The sequence below is a fragment of the Novipirellula artificiosorum genome, assembly GCF_007860135.1.
GTDB lineage: Bacteria > Planctomycetota > Planctomycetia > Pirellulales > Pirellulaceae > Novipirellula_A > Novipirellula_A artificiosorum.
On the sequence record NZ_SJPV01000024.1, the window covers coordinates 12,161 to 26,773 of the forward strand.

The following is a 14,613-nucleotide window of genomic DNA, read 5'->3' on the forward strand; positions in this document are numbered from 1 at the left end:
GGCATGAAGGCGGCCTGTCGCAAGTCAACCCGAGAGGGTCAAAACCGGGTAACTGATCGATTTACCCTTCTTTTGGTGGTTGGTAGACTCTCGGGCCCGTTCAGAAGTCTCGTGCTCGCGCCAATCAGTAACGCGACGAGCAGTCCAGTGAGGTTTATGTCCAAATTCCTCACAAATGACTAGCTACGTCGCGCGACCATTGACATTTGATTAAGCACTTCGGTGCGGGAATAGCGAACTTCGGCGTACCTCGCCATCCATTGCTGTTGCTCATACGCAGTGGGAACGTGGCCGATCACTTCTGAAAAGACTCGTTCAAGCCATGCAACGTTGTTATGGCCACAACGGTCGAAGTACTCTTGTGTCGCCATCAACTCGTTCGGTAACCGGCTCATCCGATACTCGGGATCAGGAACCGAATGCCAAGCTGCGATCTCCATCGGAGTGGGATTGCGACCCAGGTATTTCTGGTAAGCCGAGGTTACCTGTGCGCTGATATTGTCGTAGCCAACATAGCTTGCGGTCACAACACCACCAGCGGGTTGCCCCGAAAACGAAAATGATTTCGGAGTCAATACTAGCTGAGCGGTCGTCGGGTTTCCTTGCGTCAACACATACGTCGGCTGAGCGGTCTCATAGATCGTGTTGTTGTTATACGTAATAAACGCACGCAAGCTGTAGCGATCCGATGCAGCGATGTAATTCGGATCAAAATTGATTGTGAAAGGGATAGAGCCTTGTGAAATCGCGGATGATCGGAACGCCTGTTCCCCGTTTCGAACGACAAAGTGGGGTCGCGTTTCATTGACGAGTTGGATGGTGACGACGGAGTTGGGAGGGACTGAGCCGTTCTGAACAATCAGGTTTCCTGAGAGCCCCCCCTGTTCCGCACTGAGTTGAACCGGAATCGTTCTAAGTTGGCCTGTACGGCGGTATTGCACAAGCAGCCGAACGTTTCCAACCGTATCAGCATGTTGGTTGAGGAGGGGGGCGATGTCAAAAATCTTCGAACCCACAAGGCCAACCTGATCACCATTGACGCAAACGACAAGGTCACCTGCGGTTAGCCCGGAGCGCGCGGCTGCCGAATTCGGCGCGACCGACTCGATGACAACACCAATCTCCGTGTTTTTCCCAGTCACTCCTAGCTGCCATGCCTTGCTAGAATTCGACGCCCCTGACCAACCAAAGTTGTTCCGATCGCTGTTCCATCCGCCGTTCCACCCACCACTCCATCCACTGCTTGCGGCAACGTAGCTGCTGTTGGGGAGCCCCTGGGCAGGTGTGTTCGCGGAAAACATTGGCAGCGCAAGAATGGCAAAAAGACAAGCAAGACGTAGCATTGGATTTGTACCGAGAGATCGCATTATTAGCTTCCTTACGAAAGGACTATTTCCAAATGGGTTTTGGATTTCGTGTGATAAAGAGAGGGCGTCCAACGACCGCCGGAACTAATTGCCTGCTTCGGCCGATGAATTTTCCAGTTTCGCTATTTCAGCAAGCAGAGTCGGAGGGTCAAAGGGAAAGAATCCAGCCAGAATATCTTGGCTTTGGCCTGCTTGATGCAACGCATAGCGAACGAACTCACGAGTCGCTCGCGCCTGATCGCTATCTTGGCCAACATCAAGCACAAGGGTCAGAGGGCGAATCAAGGGATAGCGTCCCATCAGCACTGAATGATCATCGCCTGGAATCGTAGTATCACCGTTGAGTAAACCGACCAAGCGTAAGGAATGACCACCACACCTTAGCCCGCAGATAGCTACTCCATTCTTTGTCGATTCCAGTTCCTTGACGACTTCCACATTGGAATCGAACGCCTCTGCGGGTTCTCGCATCGTCTGCCCCTGGAAAACAAAGTTCTTCAGGAAGGCCTGTGTCCCACTGATCGGCGTCCGAGCGATCACCTCCACAGGTTCTTCACCCATATCGCCTTCGACTCCAACAGCACTCCAAGTCATTGGAGTCGATTTCTGATCTCCATTTGCGATGCAAAACAGCGAAGTAAACTGATCATGCGAAATCGATTGAATCGGATTGCTTTCATTAACAAAAACTCCCAGGCCCTCGCGAGCGACCATAACTGCAATTGGTTGCTTTAAACCGAGTTGCTTCAGTCTTGCCAAATCAGCTTCAACTACCGGACGGGAGAGCATTCCGAGGCTGCTCGGGCTCTTCGCCAAACGATCAAAGACTGTTTCGGAGCCCTCGTCCGAAACAACCACTTTCGCCTTCGGGTGAAATTTGTTGAATCCACTTGCCCATCCATGGGCCAATGCGTCCATACTGGTTGAGCCAAAGACGTCAATCTCAGCGCTGACCTCAGAACCAGGTAAATAAGGGGGGATCGAATTCAAGATTGCCCGTATTTCATGTACTGACAATTGGGACTTTGCATCTTCGGCGTTACCAAGCCCGACATTAAGGATCGAGGCTGTGGTGGTAAGCAAGATCGCAAAATGCGAGAGAATCTTCATGACAAGCTCCATCTATTAGTAAAAGACGCGGCGAGTTCGCCGACCTTCAGAAATTAGCCGACCTTTAGAAACTCGTAAAGAGGGAGAATTCGTAAAGAGAGATTTCCCTGTCTCGTTGATGTCGATCGTCAGCTATTCGACGTTCCAGCGCCGTCCTAATACTGTTGTTGTTGATCGCAGGAACGTCGCTGGGTGTGGGGGCATTCCACTCAAGTATGAATGGCCACGAGATTCGCTGGCGGATGCCATTGGGAAAGTATCAAGGCACCCCAATTCAACAACTACCGCCAAGCTATGCCGACTGGGTCCTCCACCACAGCGGGCGGTGTCTCAACCCTTGGCTGAGAAAAGCTCTCGTGCTCCGGCTCAAGACCGCCGAGGCGGAGTGGCATCATCCATGGAGCTGATGGATTGGGACCTGAGTCCACTCTCCGACAAGATCCTTGAGAATGTCCGCTTCGATATGGCGACGGTCCACGATCCGGAAGAGGTCGACTCGGTGATCGATGCGATCCGGGCGGAGGTGCGCAAGTTCCGCGATCGGAGAGAGGCTTCGGACGAGCTCGTGGAGTGAGCCCTTGCCCCTGCTTAACGGTCGTCGGAAGTCGTTCTAATCTGTGTAAATTGCCTAGTCCGCAACTTCCGACGCTATTGTACGCTTGGTCGCGTCCTCCCAAATCCATGATTACCATTGCCTCTCAGGAGAATCTCGACAATGTCGGTATTCGACCCGCGCTCGTTTGATGTCTTTAAGGGCAACAGATGATGTCTTTAAGGGCAACAGAATCGTTTTCGCCTTCGCCTTGCTCGTGCCACTTGCCGGATCCCGCGCCGAGGCAGGTCTGGTGGTTTCGAATCTTAGTAACACACTTGGGCAAGCGTGGACCATCGGCAGGGACGACGTTGACCTCACGGATTCTCCAGTTGCCAATCGGTTCGCCACCGGCTCAGGACCCGGTTGGCATTTGGATTCGGTGGTGCTTAACCTCGGGTTGTTTGCGGGTAGCCCCACCGGCGACATCGAGATTTATCTTGCCGCGGATAACGGCGGTTTGCCTGGCGGTTTACTGACGGATTTTCCCTCGGCTTCCCCAACCAGTTCCTTAGAGATTACAATGCTGACTCCGCAGACCCCGATAGTGCTGGCCCCGAGTACAGCCTATTGGCTGGTGGCATCGGCTGACGTGGCGGATCAGTACATTTGGAATTTCACGGAGGACTTTAGCCAGACGGGCTTGTCCGGTTGGTTGATCGGGGACACATCCTGGGGCGGGTATCCAGCTGGCAGCTGGACGCCGTTGATACTTCCTCCAGGAGCCACACCAGCACCAACGCTGTTTCAGGTGAATGCCTCGGCGGTTCCGGAACCGTCGACGACGGCGATGTTTGGGATCGGCATGGCGTTGGTCGGGCTCGGCATGTTTCGGCGTAATCGCCGGGGATCACGTGTCCGCGAAATCTGGTCACCTGAACAAGTATAAGCAATAACCTGTCACCTAACGCCCGCCGGGCGCCACAATTAAGATGTCAGCCCAGTCCGGCACGGTGATGTAGGGGCTCAGTGTTTGCGAGTTCGAGTGCAATACGATTCTTGGCATAGATTGCCGTCGGTTCGGTTGAAATCGACACGAAGTCCTCGCACGATTTGTCCGTCTGCGATCCGGTGACGATTGATCTACAATATTCTGGCGAGCTTCATTCTGGCGAGCTTCTGAGCAGCCCGCCGATCGGTCTTCTTCTTGGAAGGCTCTTCTGAATGGATCAACACAGTCTCGCGACATTTCCATTTCCGAAGTTCCTCGATCAGACAGTCATTGAAACTGCATACCTCGAGGATCGCCATAAAATCAGCATTCATTTCGGTGAACTGGCGGAGGAAGCCGTGAACTTTTCGGGGCGAGTACTCGCTTGCCGACGTAACACCGTCTCCCCGTCCTCATTGCGGACACAAACGGTGATTTGCTTAGCATGTTGGTCGATGGCGACGTACAACATCACTGGGTTCTCCTGGTGGTTTGGCGAGGCAAACGGCTACGCCGTGTTTAGGTTTAGTAAACAAAACCAGGAGAACCTATTTTGTTGAGGCCGTCGCCTCTTTCAAAGACTCAACCGCTGCAGGTTGCGCATGTTCGAGCGGAAGTGGCCTAACGTAAACTCGTAGCCGTTAGCTGACGTCATTCCGCGTGCAAACGGACAAATGATGCAGGGAAAAGAGAACGATACCACGCGATCAAGGTCGCTTATCGAGAGCGGTCCGATTGATTGCCCTCTCGAAGCAAATCCAAGGCAAAGGGAAGACGCTGTCCATCCTGATCTCCCAGCCGATCACGCAACCCTTGGTGTTGGGCTGGAGTAGGTACCGAACCTTTCAGTTGTCGATAAGTTTCATCAATGAATCGGTCGGGATCGTTATGATTCCGATCAAAGAACTCGCTGCTACCCAAGATCGACGCCTCGACTTCGTTCAATGACCGACCGCGGGCCAATTCACTCTGCCACACGGAAACTTCTCGCCCCGTGGGAGCGCGTCCCAAGAATCGCTGATACCACTCTTGGATTTGATCGAGGGGCGAACGCTCGGGAAGCGGAGTGGGTGCACCTACCAAAGTCAAATCGGCGCGTATCTTTCCGGCGGAGATGGTCACGGGACGTGGCGAACCGCTGCTGCTGACGATGGAGCCTTGCCGCAGAATCTGCGCGTCGACAGCGTACCGGTGTCGGGGCTTGGTCGTCATTGTGTCAACTTCGATCCGGTAGTTGACCGGCCATCTGACCGGAGAACCAAGATTCTGCAGGCGGATGACGACGTTGTTCCAACCCGGCGATGTCACGTCCAACAGTCTTACAACGAGAGAATGACCACGGGACAAGGGGCGGCGATCCGTCGATCGGACAGAGCCTTCGATGACAGTCAAGGTTGACGAAAAGTTTACGGGGACATTGGTGAGTCGGCTGTTGCGGTGATTCCTAACCAAAAGCGTTACTCGGCGGCCTGCATCCACCCGACGGGAAAGTTCATCGCCCAGGTCATACAGCCGGCCGTTTACCGTACCAACTTGATATCCTGCGACGGTGACGATTGTATCTCGTGCCTCCAATCCGGCCTGCTGGGCTGCCCCTCCCGGCACGACTCGATCGATCAATACGCCGGTCTCCGTGTTTGTCCCATAAATGCCAAGCTTGAATTCGCGGTTCGGAAAACCAGCGGGCGGCACGTAATTCGGCTGAATGCCCGGCACCGTGAGTTGACCACGAGACGCGTCACGGTCTCGTCCACTTTGTGCCCACGTCACCGATTGGCACTCCAAGGCAAGGAAAGTGCAGGCCAAAACCGGTGCCAAGAACCTGCTGGCGCGAGTCGGTCCAAACCACGCTTCGTATGACGGTCGCGACCTCACTTCAACACCTCCCAACCGAGCTTGATTTCTTGACGATGCAACTGCTCTTGAGATAGCGGAAAATAGCCATCCTTGATCAAATCGAGTTGGCCATCCCGACTGAGAACATAGCGGATGAATTGATCGGTAAGACGATCGAAATCTCCGAACTCATCGACTGCAGCGACAACACTGACGGGCCTGACAAGCGGATACCCAGCTTCGATTGCCTCGGGACGAAAAGGATCCAACGTTGTGCCGTCGATCGTCAATGGCAGCACCTTGACATCGGCGGGGCGTCCTCTTGCGACGCTGTGGAAAGCGATTCCTCCAAGATCTTCTCCGACCGCGGCGAGCATTTCTTGGCTGGAACGCGTTGAGATCATCGCAGGTTTTTCCCCAGAGCCACTGGTCAGCAATTCCTCGACAAAAGCATATTTGGGTTGCGAGGGGTCTGGACCGTACAAAGAAATTACGATCGGCTCCGACTTCGGCGAGGCCCCCAATTGCCCCCAGGTGGTCGCCATCTCGTCGCCTTTGCTCAGAATCTTTGGCTGGACGCTGGGAGCCCATTTCAGACTCACCGTTGGGTTGTCCGGATGCACTACCGCTGCCAATATCTCCTGGCCGACGAGGCACGCTCGTGTCTCAATCCCGGTTTCGCTATCGGATTGGCTCTCATCTCGGTTCAATAAATCATGACCGCTTAACCGCACAACTTTCTGCGAAGGAGCCAGTCTACTGACAGGTTCGTTCGTGGTTTGACATTCGATCCTAAACTCGACGTCTGGGTGGAAAGCTTGGAAACCACGCTTCCATAGAACCGCAAGTTGCTGCATCGCTTCGCTGCCAACGATTCGAATCTCGCCCGTGAGCGGACTCTGAGGTACGTATGGCGCAGCTTGTGTTGGCAAGTCGTCATCGTTAGCACTTGCAGGGATATTGTTTAACGCGAACGTCAGAGCAAGTACCCAATACACAACCGTTTTCGCGATAGGACTCATGGCTGACTTGGTTCCTCCGTATCGATAAGTTCCGCCGATCTTCTATTGCTGCTCCTGTTGCTGCTCGGCCGTAACCAATTGTTTTCCAGCAACTAACGCCTCCATGTCAGCTCGGATTAACTTCCGTTCCTCGGGTGAAGTCCCAACGTGTACTGCTTGAACCGTTCCGTTCTTGCCGATCAAGACTGTCACCGGGAGCGAAGTGATGCGATAGGCTGCGGTGGCTTGCTGTTTCGGGTCTAAGACGACAGGGTGCGTGTACTCTTGCTTTTCCACAAAAGTACGCACGGACCCTGCATCCTCGCCAACGTCAATTGCGTAGAAAACGACCCCCTGTTGTTCATATTCCTCCACAAAACGAAGCACAGCAGGCATGCCGTTTGTACTGGGAGCTGCCCAAGAGGCGAAAAAGAACAAGACGACGAAGTGTTGATCGCGGTGCTGACTGAGCTGCCACGATTTCCCGCTGAGCATCTTCAAGTCAATGCGGGGTGCCGGCTGACCAAGCAACTCCGTCGTCCGACCTTCCATCAAATAGTGTTGTATATCGCTAACCTGGGCCGCTTCAGCGGGAATGGAGATGTCAGCGAATTCGTCCGGCAAATCAGCGTGAGGCGTCCAGGTCAAATTGCAGTCAATTTTGACTTCGCGGGGCTGGTCGTCGCCCAAGTCCAGCTTTCTACGTCGCTGCCAGCGGAGCAGCAACGGCTCGCGCTCGGCCGCAATCCACAAATCAACTTGGGAATCGTCGTACCACATGGCCGAGAAGTGATGAGCTCTCTGCCCTCCCAGAAGCTCTTCACCCAGATCTTTGACCTGGGTCACCGAGGTCATGAGGTGCGAGTGCAGGTCAGGACGCACAAGCAAATCGAGCCCGCTGCCTTTCACACTGCTGTAAGTCATCGCGTCATCTAAAATCTCTTTCAGTCCTCCCTCGTGCTTCGAGAAGATGTCGAGTTCCTTCGTGCGATAGAGACGTGTGATCGTCTTGCCATCGCTCACACAATCCAGCCATGCATCGCCAACGGCCTCGGAGCCAACCCTTAAGTGGAACGAGCTGGGATGACGAACCTTGAGCGAACATCGGGAATCGCGGACTTTCCGATTGTCCCTATCCAGAGTCCAGCGGGCCTTGGTTTCCACCTCAAAAGTTGGCATCGCACTCATGTAGGCTTCCATCCGCTGGCTGATCAGATCCAGTTTATGAACGTCGGGATCGACTGAAATCGGTTCGCTACTCGTTTCAGACTGTGCGACCGCAGGACTCCACAAGGCGGCATAGATCAAAACCGCCAGCAATACTCGTTTTACTATCACTTCTGCAAACTCCAACAGAAACAAAGTTGAACTAGTCAGCGCACAGGATATCCGTGCAAATCTGATCAACCTCCAAGAACACGTTTGTCGATCTGGTAGGCAATCTGGCCGATCTGCATCCAGCTAGGCGAGTTGAGCGTCGAATCGTTCGCAACCATTCGGGCGAACGTCTTACTAGCAACATCACGGTACTGCCGAAGGACATCTCTGGAAGCGTACCGAAGCTGCGATCCGAATGCTCCTGAGGCGGCCTTCTGACGAAGGACGAGAACTTCATGACGCAAATCGAGCACTTGGTTGGTCATCGTCGCTACGTCGCGATTTCGCGAGACGAGCGGCCGCAGTGAACCGACGTAGTTGTCGAGAAGAGACAACAAGCGATCGGCGTCACTAACGACTTGCCGATTCTGGGCCGAAGGATAATGACCCGGGCTGACTTGCCCAGGAAGCCGGTCCCAGCTGGGACGGTTAATGATCACAGGATGTCCTGACGTCACGTAAAAATCTCCGCCAGTTCCCGCGGAGACAGTCACTTGTTCGAGTTGATGCTGAACATCCCACCAGCCCTGCCGAAGTCGAGAGTCGGACTGAAGTAATTGTCGACCAATATCGCGGCCCTGCATGTTCATGCTGGTGACGACACGGCTCAAGTCAGATTGTCGAGGTGTTGTTTGCAGCATCGCCGCAAGGCCCTGAGCCTGCACATACAAGCCGTTTAGGTCTCGATTTAGGTTGGCGTAGGCCGGGGATAGATGCTGAAATGCCGACAAGGACGAAGCGAATTCTTTCAACGACACCATTAGCCCGTTGACATTCTGCTGCAACGGCGAAACGGGCGTCGGACGGATCGGCACCGACACATTGGCAGTTTGCAACGCCGTTACGAGTTCCGAGATCTCCCAAAGCAGATTTCTGCACTGATCGGACGCAGAGGGCACTGCACGAAATTGAGACTCAACCTGTTGCAGGGCGCGTTCCAAGTTATCAGCAGCGATCTTGATCTGCTGCCGAGTGCTGTCGCCAGAACTAACGGTATCACGGAATTGGGAAGTGGCAGCTTGCAAGCTCGCTGTCGCCGACAGCAGATTTCTCCCAAACCAAGTGCCTCCGAACTCTCCGGTCGCGATCCTCGTCAACAAGCGAACCTTCGTGAGCAGGGCATCAGCGGAATACACGACATTGCTGGACGGCTTAGACGCCGGCCGGTAAGGCATTGGTGACCCCGGCACTGAACTGATGTTGTTCGCTTGACAAAACTGCTGCACGAACGAGACACGGTCGACTCGACTGGATTGATACTGATTCACCCAAAACCGCAATTCATCCGGCTGAGGATCGCGGTGTAGAAAGAGTTGGTAGAGCCGCCTTATGTAAACCTGCGAATCCCGTTGGCACTGGCTGATGAAGTAGTCGTCCGAACCAACCATGGCGACATAACTCTCCAACGGTCCGGCGTTTCGTGACAAAGTTGAATAATGGTTGATTTCAGCCCCGGTCGGTGAGCGTTGGTGGTGGTCCTCGAATACCGCACGCAAGAACTCACTTAAATCTGACCCATAGATAGGTGCAACCGAAGCCCCATGATTCACGGACATGATCAACAGTGCCAATAGTAGTCGGTGTTGTAAAATCAATATCCTATCCACCTGGTCGGCAAGGTTGCGGCTGAACGTGTTTGACCGTTATGGTCGCGTTTTGATTCCCGATAAGCGACAGTTAGGTTGGTCAGAAGATCGAACAGCAGAAAGAACCTTGAGAGATGTTTGACATGCAGCGAAACTTCGGAAAAACGCTAGCTGAAACCGCCCACGGTAGGATTCTAACGCCATAACTACCGTTGGCAAGCGAAACCAAAGCGACATCGCCGGGTAATGATATTGCTGGGGAATTATGAATGCCACGATCGATGCCCCGCTTCGGCTACTCTATGGCGAATCCCTCCAAGCAATGTCACCTCGCCGCTGGTGATTTTTCCAGAGTTTTATACACCGTTCCCGCACCTGCCTGTTCACAGGATGGCGGAACGCAGACACTTTGCAAAAGGAGCAGCTCATGCCAAAAAAATCAAGACGCACTCCTGGAAAACCTGACTACGTTGTGGAGCTTGAGCGATGCTACGGAATACCGAGTCAAGCGGCATTCGGAAGTTCCGTTTTCTACGATGCGATGGATGTATCGGAAGGCACCCTGGAACAAGCGGCCCTGGCCAAATACAAACATTTCGCAGGTGAACTCTGGGAGCGGTACGGGGAGGACAATTGGATGGCGGAGTGGGGGACAGTGTACAAACGGGCCCCGAATGAAGCAGGTGATATCGTGGCGGAACTTCGCTCGATCTCCGAGCCTGGTGCAAGTTTTTCCGTCTCCCTTCTGATCGAAAACAACGATCACGCGACCGAAGCTCACGCGGCACTAAGCAAGGCCTTTGATGTCGATACGGTCTTGGAACTACAGGTATACAAGATCGGTGACGGCGATGCCATGTCGGGAATCCTAATCGCTTCCAGGCTGGTGCATGAAGGATCCTTGTTTCTCGTGTTGCTGATGGATTGACTGTAATAATCGAGAGACTGAGGGTGCGTTGCTGTGATGGGTGAAGGGTATAGATTGAACCAACAACACCTCATCACGCTCCTTTGCAGCGGAGACCACTGGCGTTGGAATGTCGCGGCAGCCGCAGTCGGGATGTCGGTAATCGTCGGCCCCCCATGCACGGGATCCGGAAGAAGGGGCGACGTTGGGGGAACTTGACGAAACTCTAAACTCTTTTCGTCCCCCTATACTCGCCTTAAATGAGCGGATACGATGAAGCGAGGCAGCTCGCCATCACCCATTAACGGGGTGCTTTGCCAGTACGCGTACCTTGACATTCGTAAATGAAGCCAGAGCAGCAAACAGGGGTGGGGGGACCAGATCAGCCGGACGATCATGTCCCGGACGATCATGTGACCGAGCAGAGCGATCCGAGCATCCCAGACGCCGATCCTCTTCCGTCAAAGCATTCCCCGCAGCGTTTGGGCGACGTGGAAAAGTGTCCCGTTTGCGGGTCACGCGTGGACGGCGAGGCCTATCACTGTCCGACGTGTCGGAACTCGTTCTGTTTTCATTGCCGGGCTAGCGTGTTGCCCAGCGAGGTCCAATACAAGTGCACCAATCAGCCATGCGAGTACTACGGCAAGCTCTTATGTGATGTCTGTGAGGAGCGGGTGGAACGGGAAGAGCCTCCGGCGATCTATTTGGAACCGCAAGAAGGTTATTGGCCGCTCTTGTTGGTAGCACTCATAGTGGCAGCTGGATTTCTATGGGCCTTCTGGACGTCGTTCCGCTGGAGCTCGTTATTCGTCTTGGTCGGCTTCCCTGCAATCGGCATCCTGCTGCATCGATTGGGGCTCAACATATTTGGACGCGAACGACGGGTTGAGCATCGGAGGACATCGCGTTTTTATCAGTGCCGCTGTTGCCAGCAGCAGGTAAAAGAACTTCCAGGGGTCGAATTGAGTCAGAATCGACCGTATGGAGCAGGTTTGTCTTCAGGAGTCGGTTGAATGGGTAGGTTGGTACGGCTGGAGACGCGTCCATGGTAACAACACTCCTCTACGATCTTCCACTCGAAGCGTTGTGCGCACTGGTGGCGATCGTCTTCGTGGGCGTGTATTGGATCGGCACAGTTGCCTTGCGTCCGATTTTTCGATCGCTGGTGCGTTCAAATGGACGCGACAACGAAATCGTCGGCTCCGTGGTGTCATCGTTCGGAGTCCTGTACGGCTTGTTGATGAGCCTGATCACGGTAGCGGCCTACCAAAACATGAACGATGTCAAGTCCAAGGTCGAGGCAGAAGCGGATTCGATGTTGGCGCTATACCGTTACGTTGGCGAATACCCATCGCCGCAAAGCGAAGAAATTCGGTCGGATCTTCGCGACTATTGCCAGCGAATCATCAACGAAGAGTGGCCACTGCTGCGAAAGGGCCAGCACCCGCGTGGTGCCCACGTTTACATGAACCCGATAATCATGCAACTTATTTCTCGTGACGACCACACGGAACGAGGAAAATTCATCCGAGATTTGTCCATCGAGCATTACGAAGAAATGGCCAACCTGGGGCTTGAGCGACGCAACGCAGCCGAGACGGCAATTCCTGCAGTGATGTGGTACGTGGTGTTTGTGGGAACGTTAATCAATTTTGCCCTGATGTGGTCGTTCGACATGCGGTTCCTCACTCAGCTGTTTCTCGGCGGACTGGTGGCCTTCTTTCTGGGTGCTTTAATCCTGCTCATCGCCGTCCTCGAACGCCCTTATCGAAGCCGTGAATTCGGCATCTCACCCAACGCGTTCGAACTGACCTACAACATCATGCTGGAAGAAGCGACGGAACCGATTCCGGTCACATCGACTCTCACCGGGGGGAGCCTTGACGATGGCGAGGTTTGAGGTCAGAGAACTGGAGGGGACGCATTACGTTGAAATCCATCTCGAGAATGAAAGTGTCCGGGTAGAGGCTGGCGCGCTAAATTACATGGTGGGCGACATCCACGTTCATTCCAATGTAATTCCTCCCATAGGCACTGTTCTGAAATCGTGGCTGGCCAACGAATCGATTTATCGTCCCTTGTATGCTGGCAGCGGCGTGATCACGCTGGAGTCTTCCCTAGGAGGCTACCACGTCCTGGAACTGGACGGCGAAACGTGGCTGCTGGAGCGCGGGGCATATTGGGCCTCCGAGGGAACAGTGGAAGTCGGCTTTCACCGGGAACCGGTTTCTCGAAGCGTGCTAGCCGGCGAGGGCGCCGTCTATCTGCTCACCCGGGTGCGGGGCGTTGGAAGAGTCGCATTGACGACCCGGGGACCGGTTTTCGAACACCAACTGCAGGAAGGGGAACGAGTGGTATGCGACGGAAGCCTTGTGATTGCCCGAACTGGGGACGTCCGCTTCCGCGTTCGTCGCGTCACCGACAACTTCATTGGTTTTCTGACTGCCGGGGAAGGCTGGGTTCGTGTCTACGAAGGAACCGGAAGGCTGCTGCTTAATCCAGCTCCATTCTGGCGGTATCGGATCCTCAATCGAAACGATCGAAAAAGTGAGATTGCGGCAAAGACTTTCAACTAATTCGGTTTCCCCGCAATGAACAATTTCGCCGCCAGGTTTTGGTGTGTTTGAACGGCGAGCTAAGATGCTTCGATGCGAGAAGTATTTCAATTGGACACGAACTCTTTTGCGCTACGATTCAAATGATGCATTACTTGACCACATCTTTGTTGGCGATCGCCCTGGTTGCAATTGTCATCTTTGCGACCCAGAATCTGCAGGTCGTCGAAGTCGACTTTCTCTTCTGGTCGTTAAAACTCTCCAAATTCCTGATCATTATCGGCGCGTACGTGATGGGGATGCTCACCGGATGGGGAATGGTGGAGCTAGTTAAACGTCGCTTCAAAGGAGAATGATCAACGACAAACTGTTCCCAGAACGTTCGGGATCCGGCGGTTTTCGCGCGGGTTTCGGCCTTCGCGTGCCCAGAAAACTCGTACCCAGAAAACTCGCACCAATGGCCAATCGCCGGCTCAATACACGGTGCTCAAATTAACTGGAGTTGACGGCATGCTAACCTCTCCTGAAGCTGCAAAGCGGCCAACAAGTATTGTCGTCCCACCTTTCATTTTGGCAAGGTTGTCAGACCGCAACGACGCTCGACGCCTCTCCGTGCGACTGCTTTGGGCTTCGCCGACGCGGCCGATGAATTGAGTTCATTGCCGCTAGCGGGGAGGCAATTGTCGCCCAAAGGAAGGCTTTGAATGGTCTCGATCCCGCGTTAACCTGATGATTGCAAATTCGCACGGCTTGCCGCCCTTCGGCAAGCTGAGCACACATCTTCTATACTACTGTCCGCGAAATCTCTCACACCCCGAACAACAGGAAAGAATCATGACTCAATTCCGGAATTCGATGACAAAGCTCGCATTTGCCACGCTCTTCGCTTCCGTTACGTCCTTCAGCGGTTGCAGCAAGGATGAAGCAGCAACTGAATTGAAGGAAGCCGAGTCTGCGGTCGAAGCGAGCGCGAAGGAGGTCGCCGAGGATGTCGGGGCCGTCGTGGAAGAGGGCGAGAAGATGGCAAGCGAACTGGGCGAGAAGGCTCAGGCTTATCTTGCACCCCTGAAGGACAAGTTAGGCAACCTGGAAGAACTGAAGGAGACTCCCGAGCAGTTGAAGACTGCAGTGGCCGAAATGATTGCGTCTATCGAGCAAAGAGCTGAGGACTTGAAGCTACCGGAATCCGTCAGCACTGCACTTGCGAACGTCAAGGAGAAGCTTATCGCCTTGCGTGACTATTTAGAGGGCGAAGTAGAGCAAGCCAAGGTCGACGAACACATCCAAGAAATCATGGAGTCGGCCAAGTCTGGTCTTGGGCTCTCCCAAGAGTAAGCCCGAAAATCCTTTT

General features: G+C 54.0%; 15 protein-coding genes. 8 read left to right on the top strand and 7 right to left on the bottom strand.

The genetic code is table 11. The annotated features are described in order from the left end of the window. Positions 1 to 179: 179 nt before the first annotated feature. The gene (locus tag Poly41_RS31780; protein WP_197231913.1) at positions 180 to 1,343 is read right to left on the bottom strand and encodes a YbaY family lipoprotein; all 1,164 of its coding nucleotides are present in this window, start codon (positions 1,341 to 1,343) and stop codon (positions 180 to 182) included. A 108-nt stretch (positions 1,344 to 1,451) separates the two neighbouring features. Next, entirely contained in the window at positions 1,452 to 2,477 is a 1,026-nt protein-coding gene (locus Poly41_RS31785) for a substrate-binding domain-containing protein (protein WP_197231914.1), read from the bottom strand. Positions 2,478 to 2,719: 242 nt separating this feature from the next. Here Poly41_RS31785 and Poly41_RS35880 point away from each other — a divergent pair, with 242 nt between their 5' ends. The 3 genes from Poly41_RS35880 (at position 2,720) to Poly41_RS31795 (ending at position 3,958) form a co-directional block, all read left to right on the top strand. Continuing rightward, positions 2,720 to 2,884 carry a putative quorum-sensing-regulated virulence factor gene (locus tag Poly41_RS35880; RefSeq protein ID WP_390621514.1) on the top strand — a complete coding sequence of 55 codons (165 nt, stop codon included), beginning with the start codon at positions 2,720 to 2,722 and terminating at the stop codon, positions 2,882 to 2,884. Then, positions 2,875 to 3,051, top strand: coding sequence for a hypothetical protein (locus Poly41_RS34595; RefSeq protein ID WP_197231915.1), 177 nt, complete (start codon positions 2,875 to 2,877; stop codon positions 3,049 to 3,051). Before Poly41_RS35880 ends, Poly41_RS34595 begins: the two co-directional genes overlap by 10 nt. A 169-nt stretch (positions 3,052 to 3,220) precedes the next feature. Next, on the top strand, positions 3,221 to 3,958 hold the full coding sequence (locus Poly41_RS31795; protein WP_146531408.1) for a choice-of-anchor R domain-containing protein: 738 nt from the start codon (positions 3,221 to 3,223) through the stop codon (positions 3,956 to 3,958). Positions 3,959 to 4,331: 373 nt separating this feature from the next. Here the strand turns inward: Poly41_RS31795 and Poly41_RS34600 are convergent, their stop codons facing one another. The 5 genes from Poly41_RS34600 to Poly41_RS31810 form a co-directional block, all read right to left on the bottom strand. Then, positions 4,332 to 4,472 carry a hypothetical protein gene (locus Poly41_RS34600; protein ID WP_197231916.1) on the bottom strand — a complete coding sequence of 47 codons (141 nt, stop codon included), beginning with the start codon at positions 4,470 to 4,472 and terminating at the stop codon, positions 4,332 to 4,334. Between the two features lie 245 nt (positions 4,473 to 4,717). Continuing rightward, complete coding sequence (locus Poly41_RS31800; RefSeq protein ID WP_197231917.1) at positions 4,718 to 5,770, bottom strand: YbaY family lipoprotein; 1,053 nt, start codon at positions 5,768 to 5,770, stop codon at positions 4,718 to 4,720. Between the two features lie 101 nt (positions 5,771 to 5,871). After that, the gene (locus Poly41_RS34605) at positions 5,872 to 6,858 is read right to left on the bottom strand and encodes a PstS family phosphate ABC transporter substrate-binding protein (RefSeq protein ID WP_197231918.1); all 987 of its coding nucleotides are present in this window, start codon (positions 6,856 to 6,858) and stop codon (positions 5,872 to 5,874) included. Positions 6,859 to 6,900: 42 nt separating this feature from the next. Then, the gene (locus tag Poly41_RS31805; RefSeq protein WP_146531410.1) at positions 6,901 to 8,175 is read right to left on the bottom strand and encodes a redoxin domain-containing protein; all 1,275 of its coding nucleotides are present in this window, start codon (positions 8,173 to 8,175) and stop codon (positions 6,901 to 6,903) included. A gap of 65 nt (positions 8,176 to 8,240) precedes the next feature. Next, a complete protein-coding gene (locus tag Poly41_RS31810; RefSeq protein ID WP_146531411.1) occupies positions 8,241 to 9,809 on the bottom strand; it encodes a DUF4214 domain-containing protein in 1,569 nt (522 codons plus the stop codon). Positions 9,810 to 10,227: 418 nt separating this feature from the next. Here Poly41_RS31810 and Poly41_RS31815 point away from each other — a divergent pair, with 418 nt between their 5' ends. From Poly41_RS31815 to Poly41_RS31840, 5 genes are all read left to right on the top strand, one after another. Beyond that, positions 10,228 to 10,728 carry a hypothetical protein gene (locus Poly41_RS31815; RefSeq protein WP_146531412.1) on the top strand — a complete coding sequence of 167 codons (501 nt, stop codon included), beginning with the start codon at positions 10,228 to 10,230 and terminating at the stop codon, positions 10,726 to 10,728. Between the two features lie 1,024 nt (positions 10,729 to 11,752). After that, entirely contained in the window at positions 11,753 to 12,607 is an 855-nt protein-coding gene (locus Poly41_RS31825) for a bestrophin-like domain (protein ID WP_146531414.1), read from the top strand. After that, complete coding sequence (locus tag Poly41_RS31830; protein WP_146531415.1) at positions 12,594 to 13,283, top strand: AIM24 family protein; 690 nt, start codon at positions 12,594 to 12,596, stop codon at positions 13,281 to 13,283. The genes Poly41_RS31825 and Poly41_RS31830 overlap by 14 nt, the downstream gene beginning before the upstream one ends. Positions 13,284 to 13,405: 122 nt before the next feature. Then, positions 13,406 to 13,618 (top strand): lipopolysaccharide assembly protein LapA domain-containing protein, encoded by a 213-nt coding sequence (locus tag Poly41_RS31835; protein ID WP_146531416.1) that lies wholly within the window; start codon positions 13,406 to 13,408, stop codon positions 13,616 to 13,618. 499 nt (positions 13,619 to 14,117) lie between these two features. Then, entirely contained in the window at positions 14,118 to 14,597 is a 480-nt protein-coding gene (locus tag Poly41_RS31840; RefSeq protein ID WP_146531417.1) for a hypothetical protein, read from the top strand. Positions 14,598 to 14,613: the final 16 nt, after the last annotated feature.

Bases quoted from the DNA above. Each gene is read 5' to 3' on its own strand.
- Poly41_RS31780 (WP_197231913.1), bottom strand. From the start codon at position 1,343: ATGCTACGTCTTGCTTGTCTTTTTGCCATTCTTGCGCTGCCAATGTTT.
- Poly41_RS31785 (WP_197231914.1), bottom strand. From the start codon at position 2,477: ATGAAGATTCTCTCGCATTTTGCGATCTTGCTTACCACCACAGCCTCG.
- Poly41_RS35880 (WP_390621514.1), top strand. From the start codon at position 2,720: ATGCCATTGGGAAAGTATCAAGGCACCCCAATTCAACAACTACCGCCA.
- Poly41_RS34595 (WP_197231915.1), top strand. From the start codon at position 2,875: ATGGAGCTGATGGATTGGGACCTGAGTCCACTCTCCGACAAGATCCTT.
- Poly41_RS31795 (WP_146531408.1), top strand. From the start codon at position 3,221: ATGTCTTTAAGGGCAACAGATGATGTCTTTAAGGGCAACAGAATCGTT.
- Poly41_RS34600 (WP_197231916.1), bottom strand. From the start codon at position 4,472: ATGTTGTACGTCGCCATCGACCAACATGCTAAGCAAATCACCGTTTGT.
- Poly41_RS34605 (WP_197231918.1), bottom strand. From the start codon at position 6,858: ATGAGTCCTATCGCGAAAACGGTTGTGTATTGGGTACTTGCTCTGACG.
- Poly41_RS31815 (WP_146531412.1), top strand. From the start codon at position 10,228: ATGCCAAAAAAATCAAGACGCACTCCTGGAAAACCTGACTACGTTGTG.
- Poly41_RS31825 (WP_146531414.1), top strand. From the start codon at position 11,753: ATGGTAACAACACTCCTCTACGATCTTCCACTCGAAGCGTTGTGCGCA.
- Poly41_RS31830 (WP_146531415.1), top strand. From the start codon at position 12,594: ATGGCGAGGTTTGAGGTCAGAGAACTGGAGGGGACGCATTACGTTGAA.
- Poly41_RS31835 (WP_146531416.1), top strand. From the start codon at position 13,406: ATGATGCATTACTTGACCACATCTTTGTTGGCGATCGCCCTGGTTGCA.
- Poly41_RS31840 (WP_146531417.1), top strand. From the start codon at position 14,118: ATGACAAAGCTCGCATTTGCCACGCTCTTCGCTTCCGTTACGTCCTTC.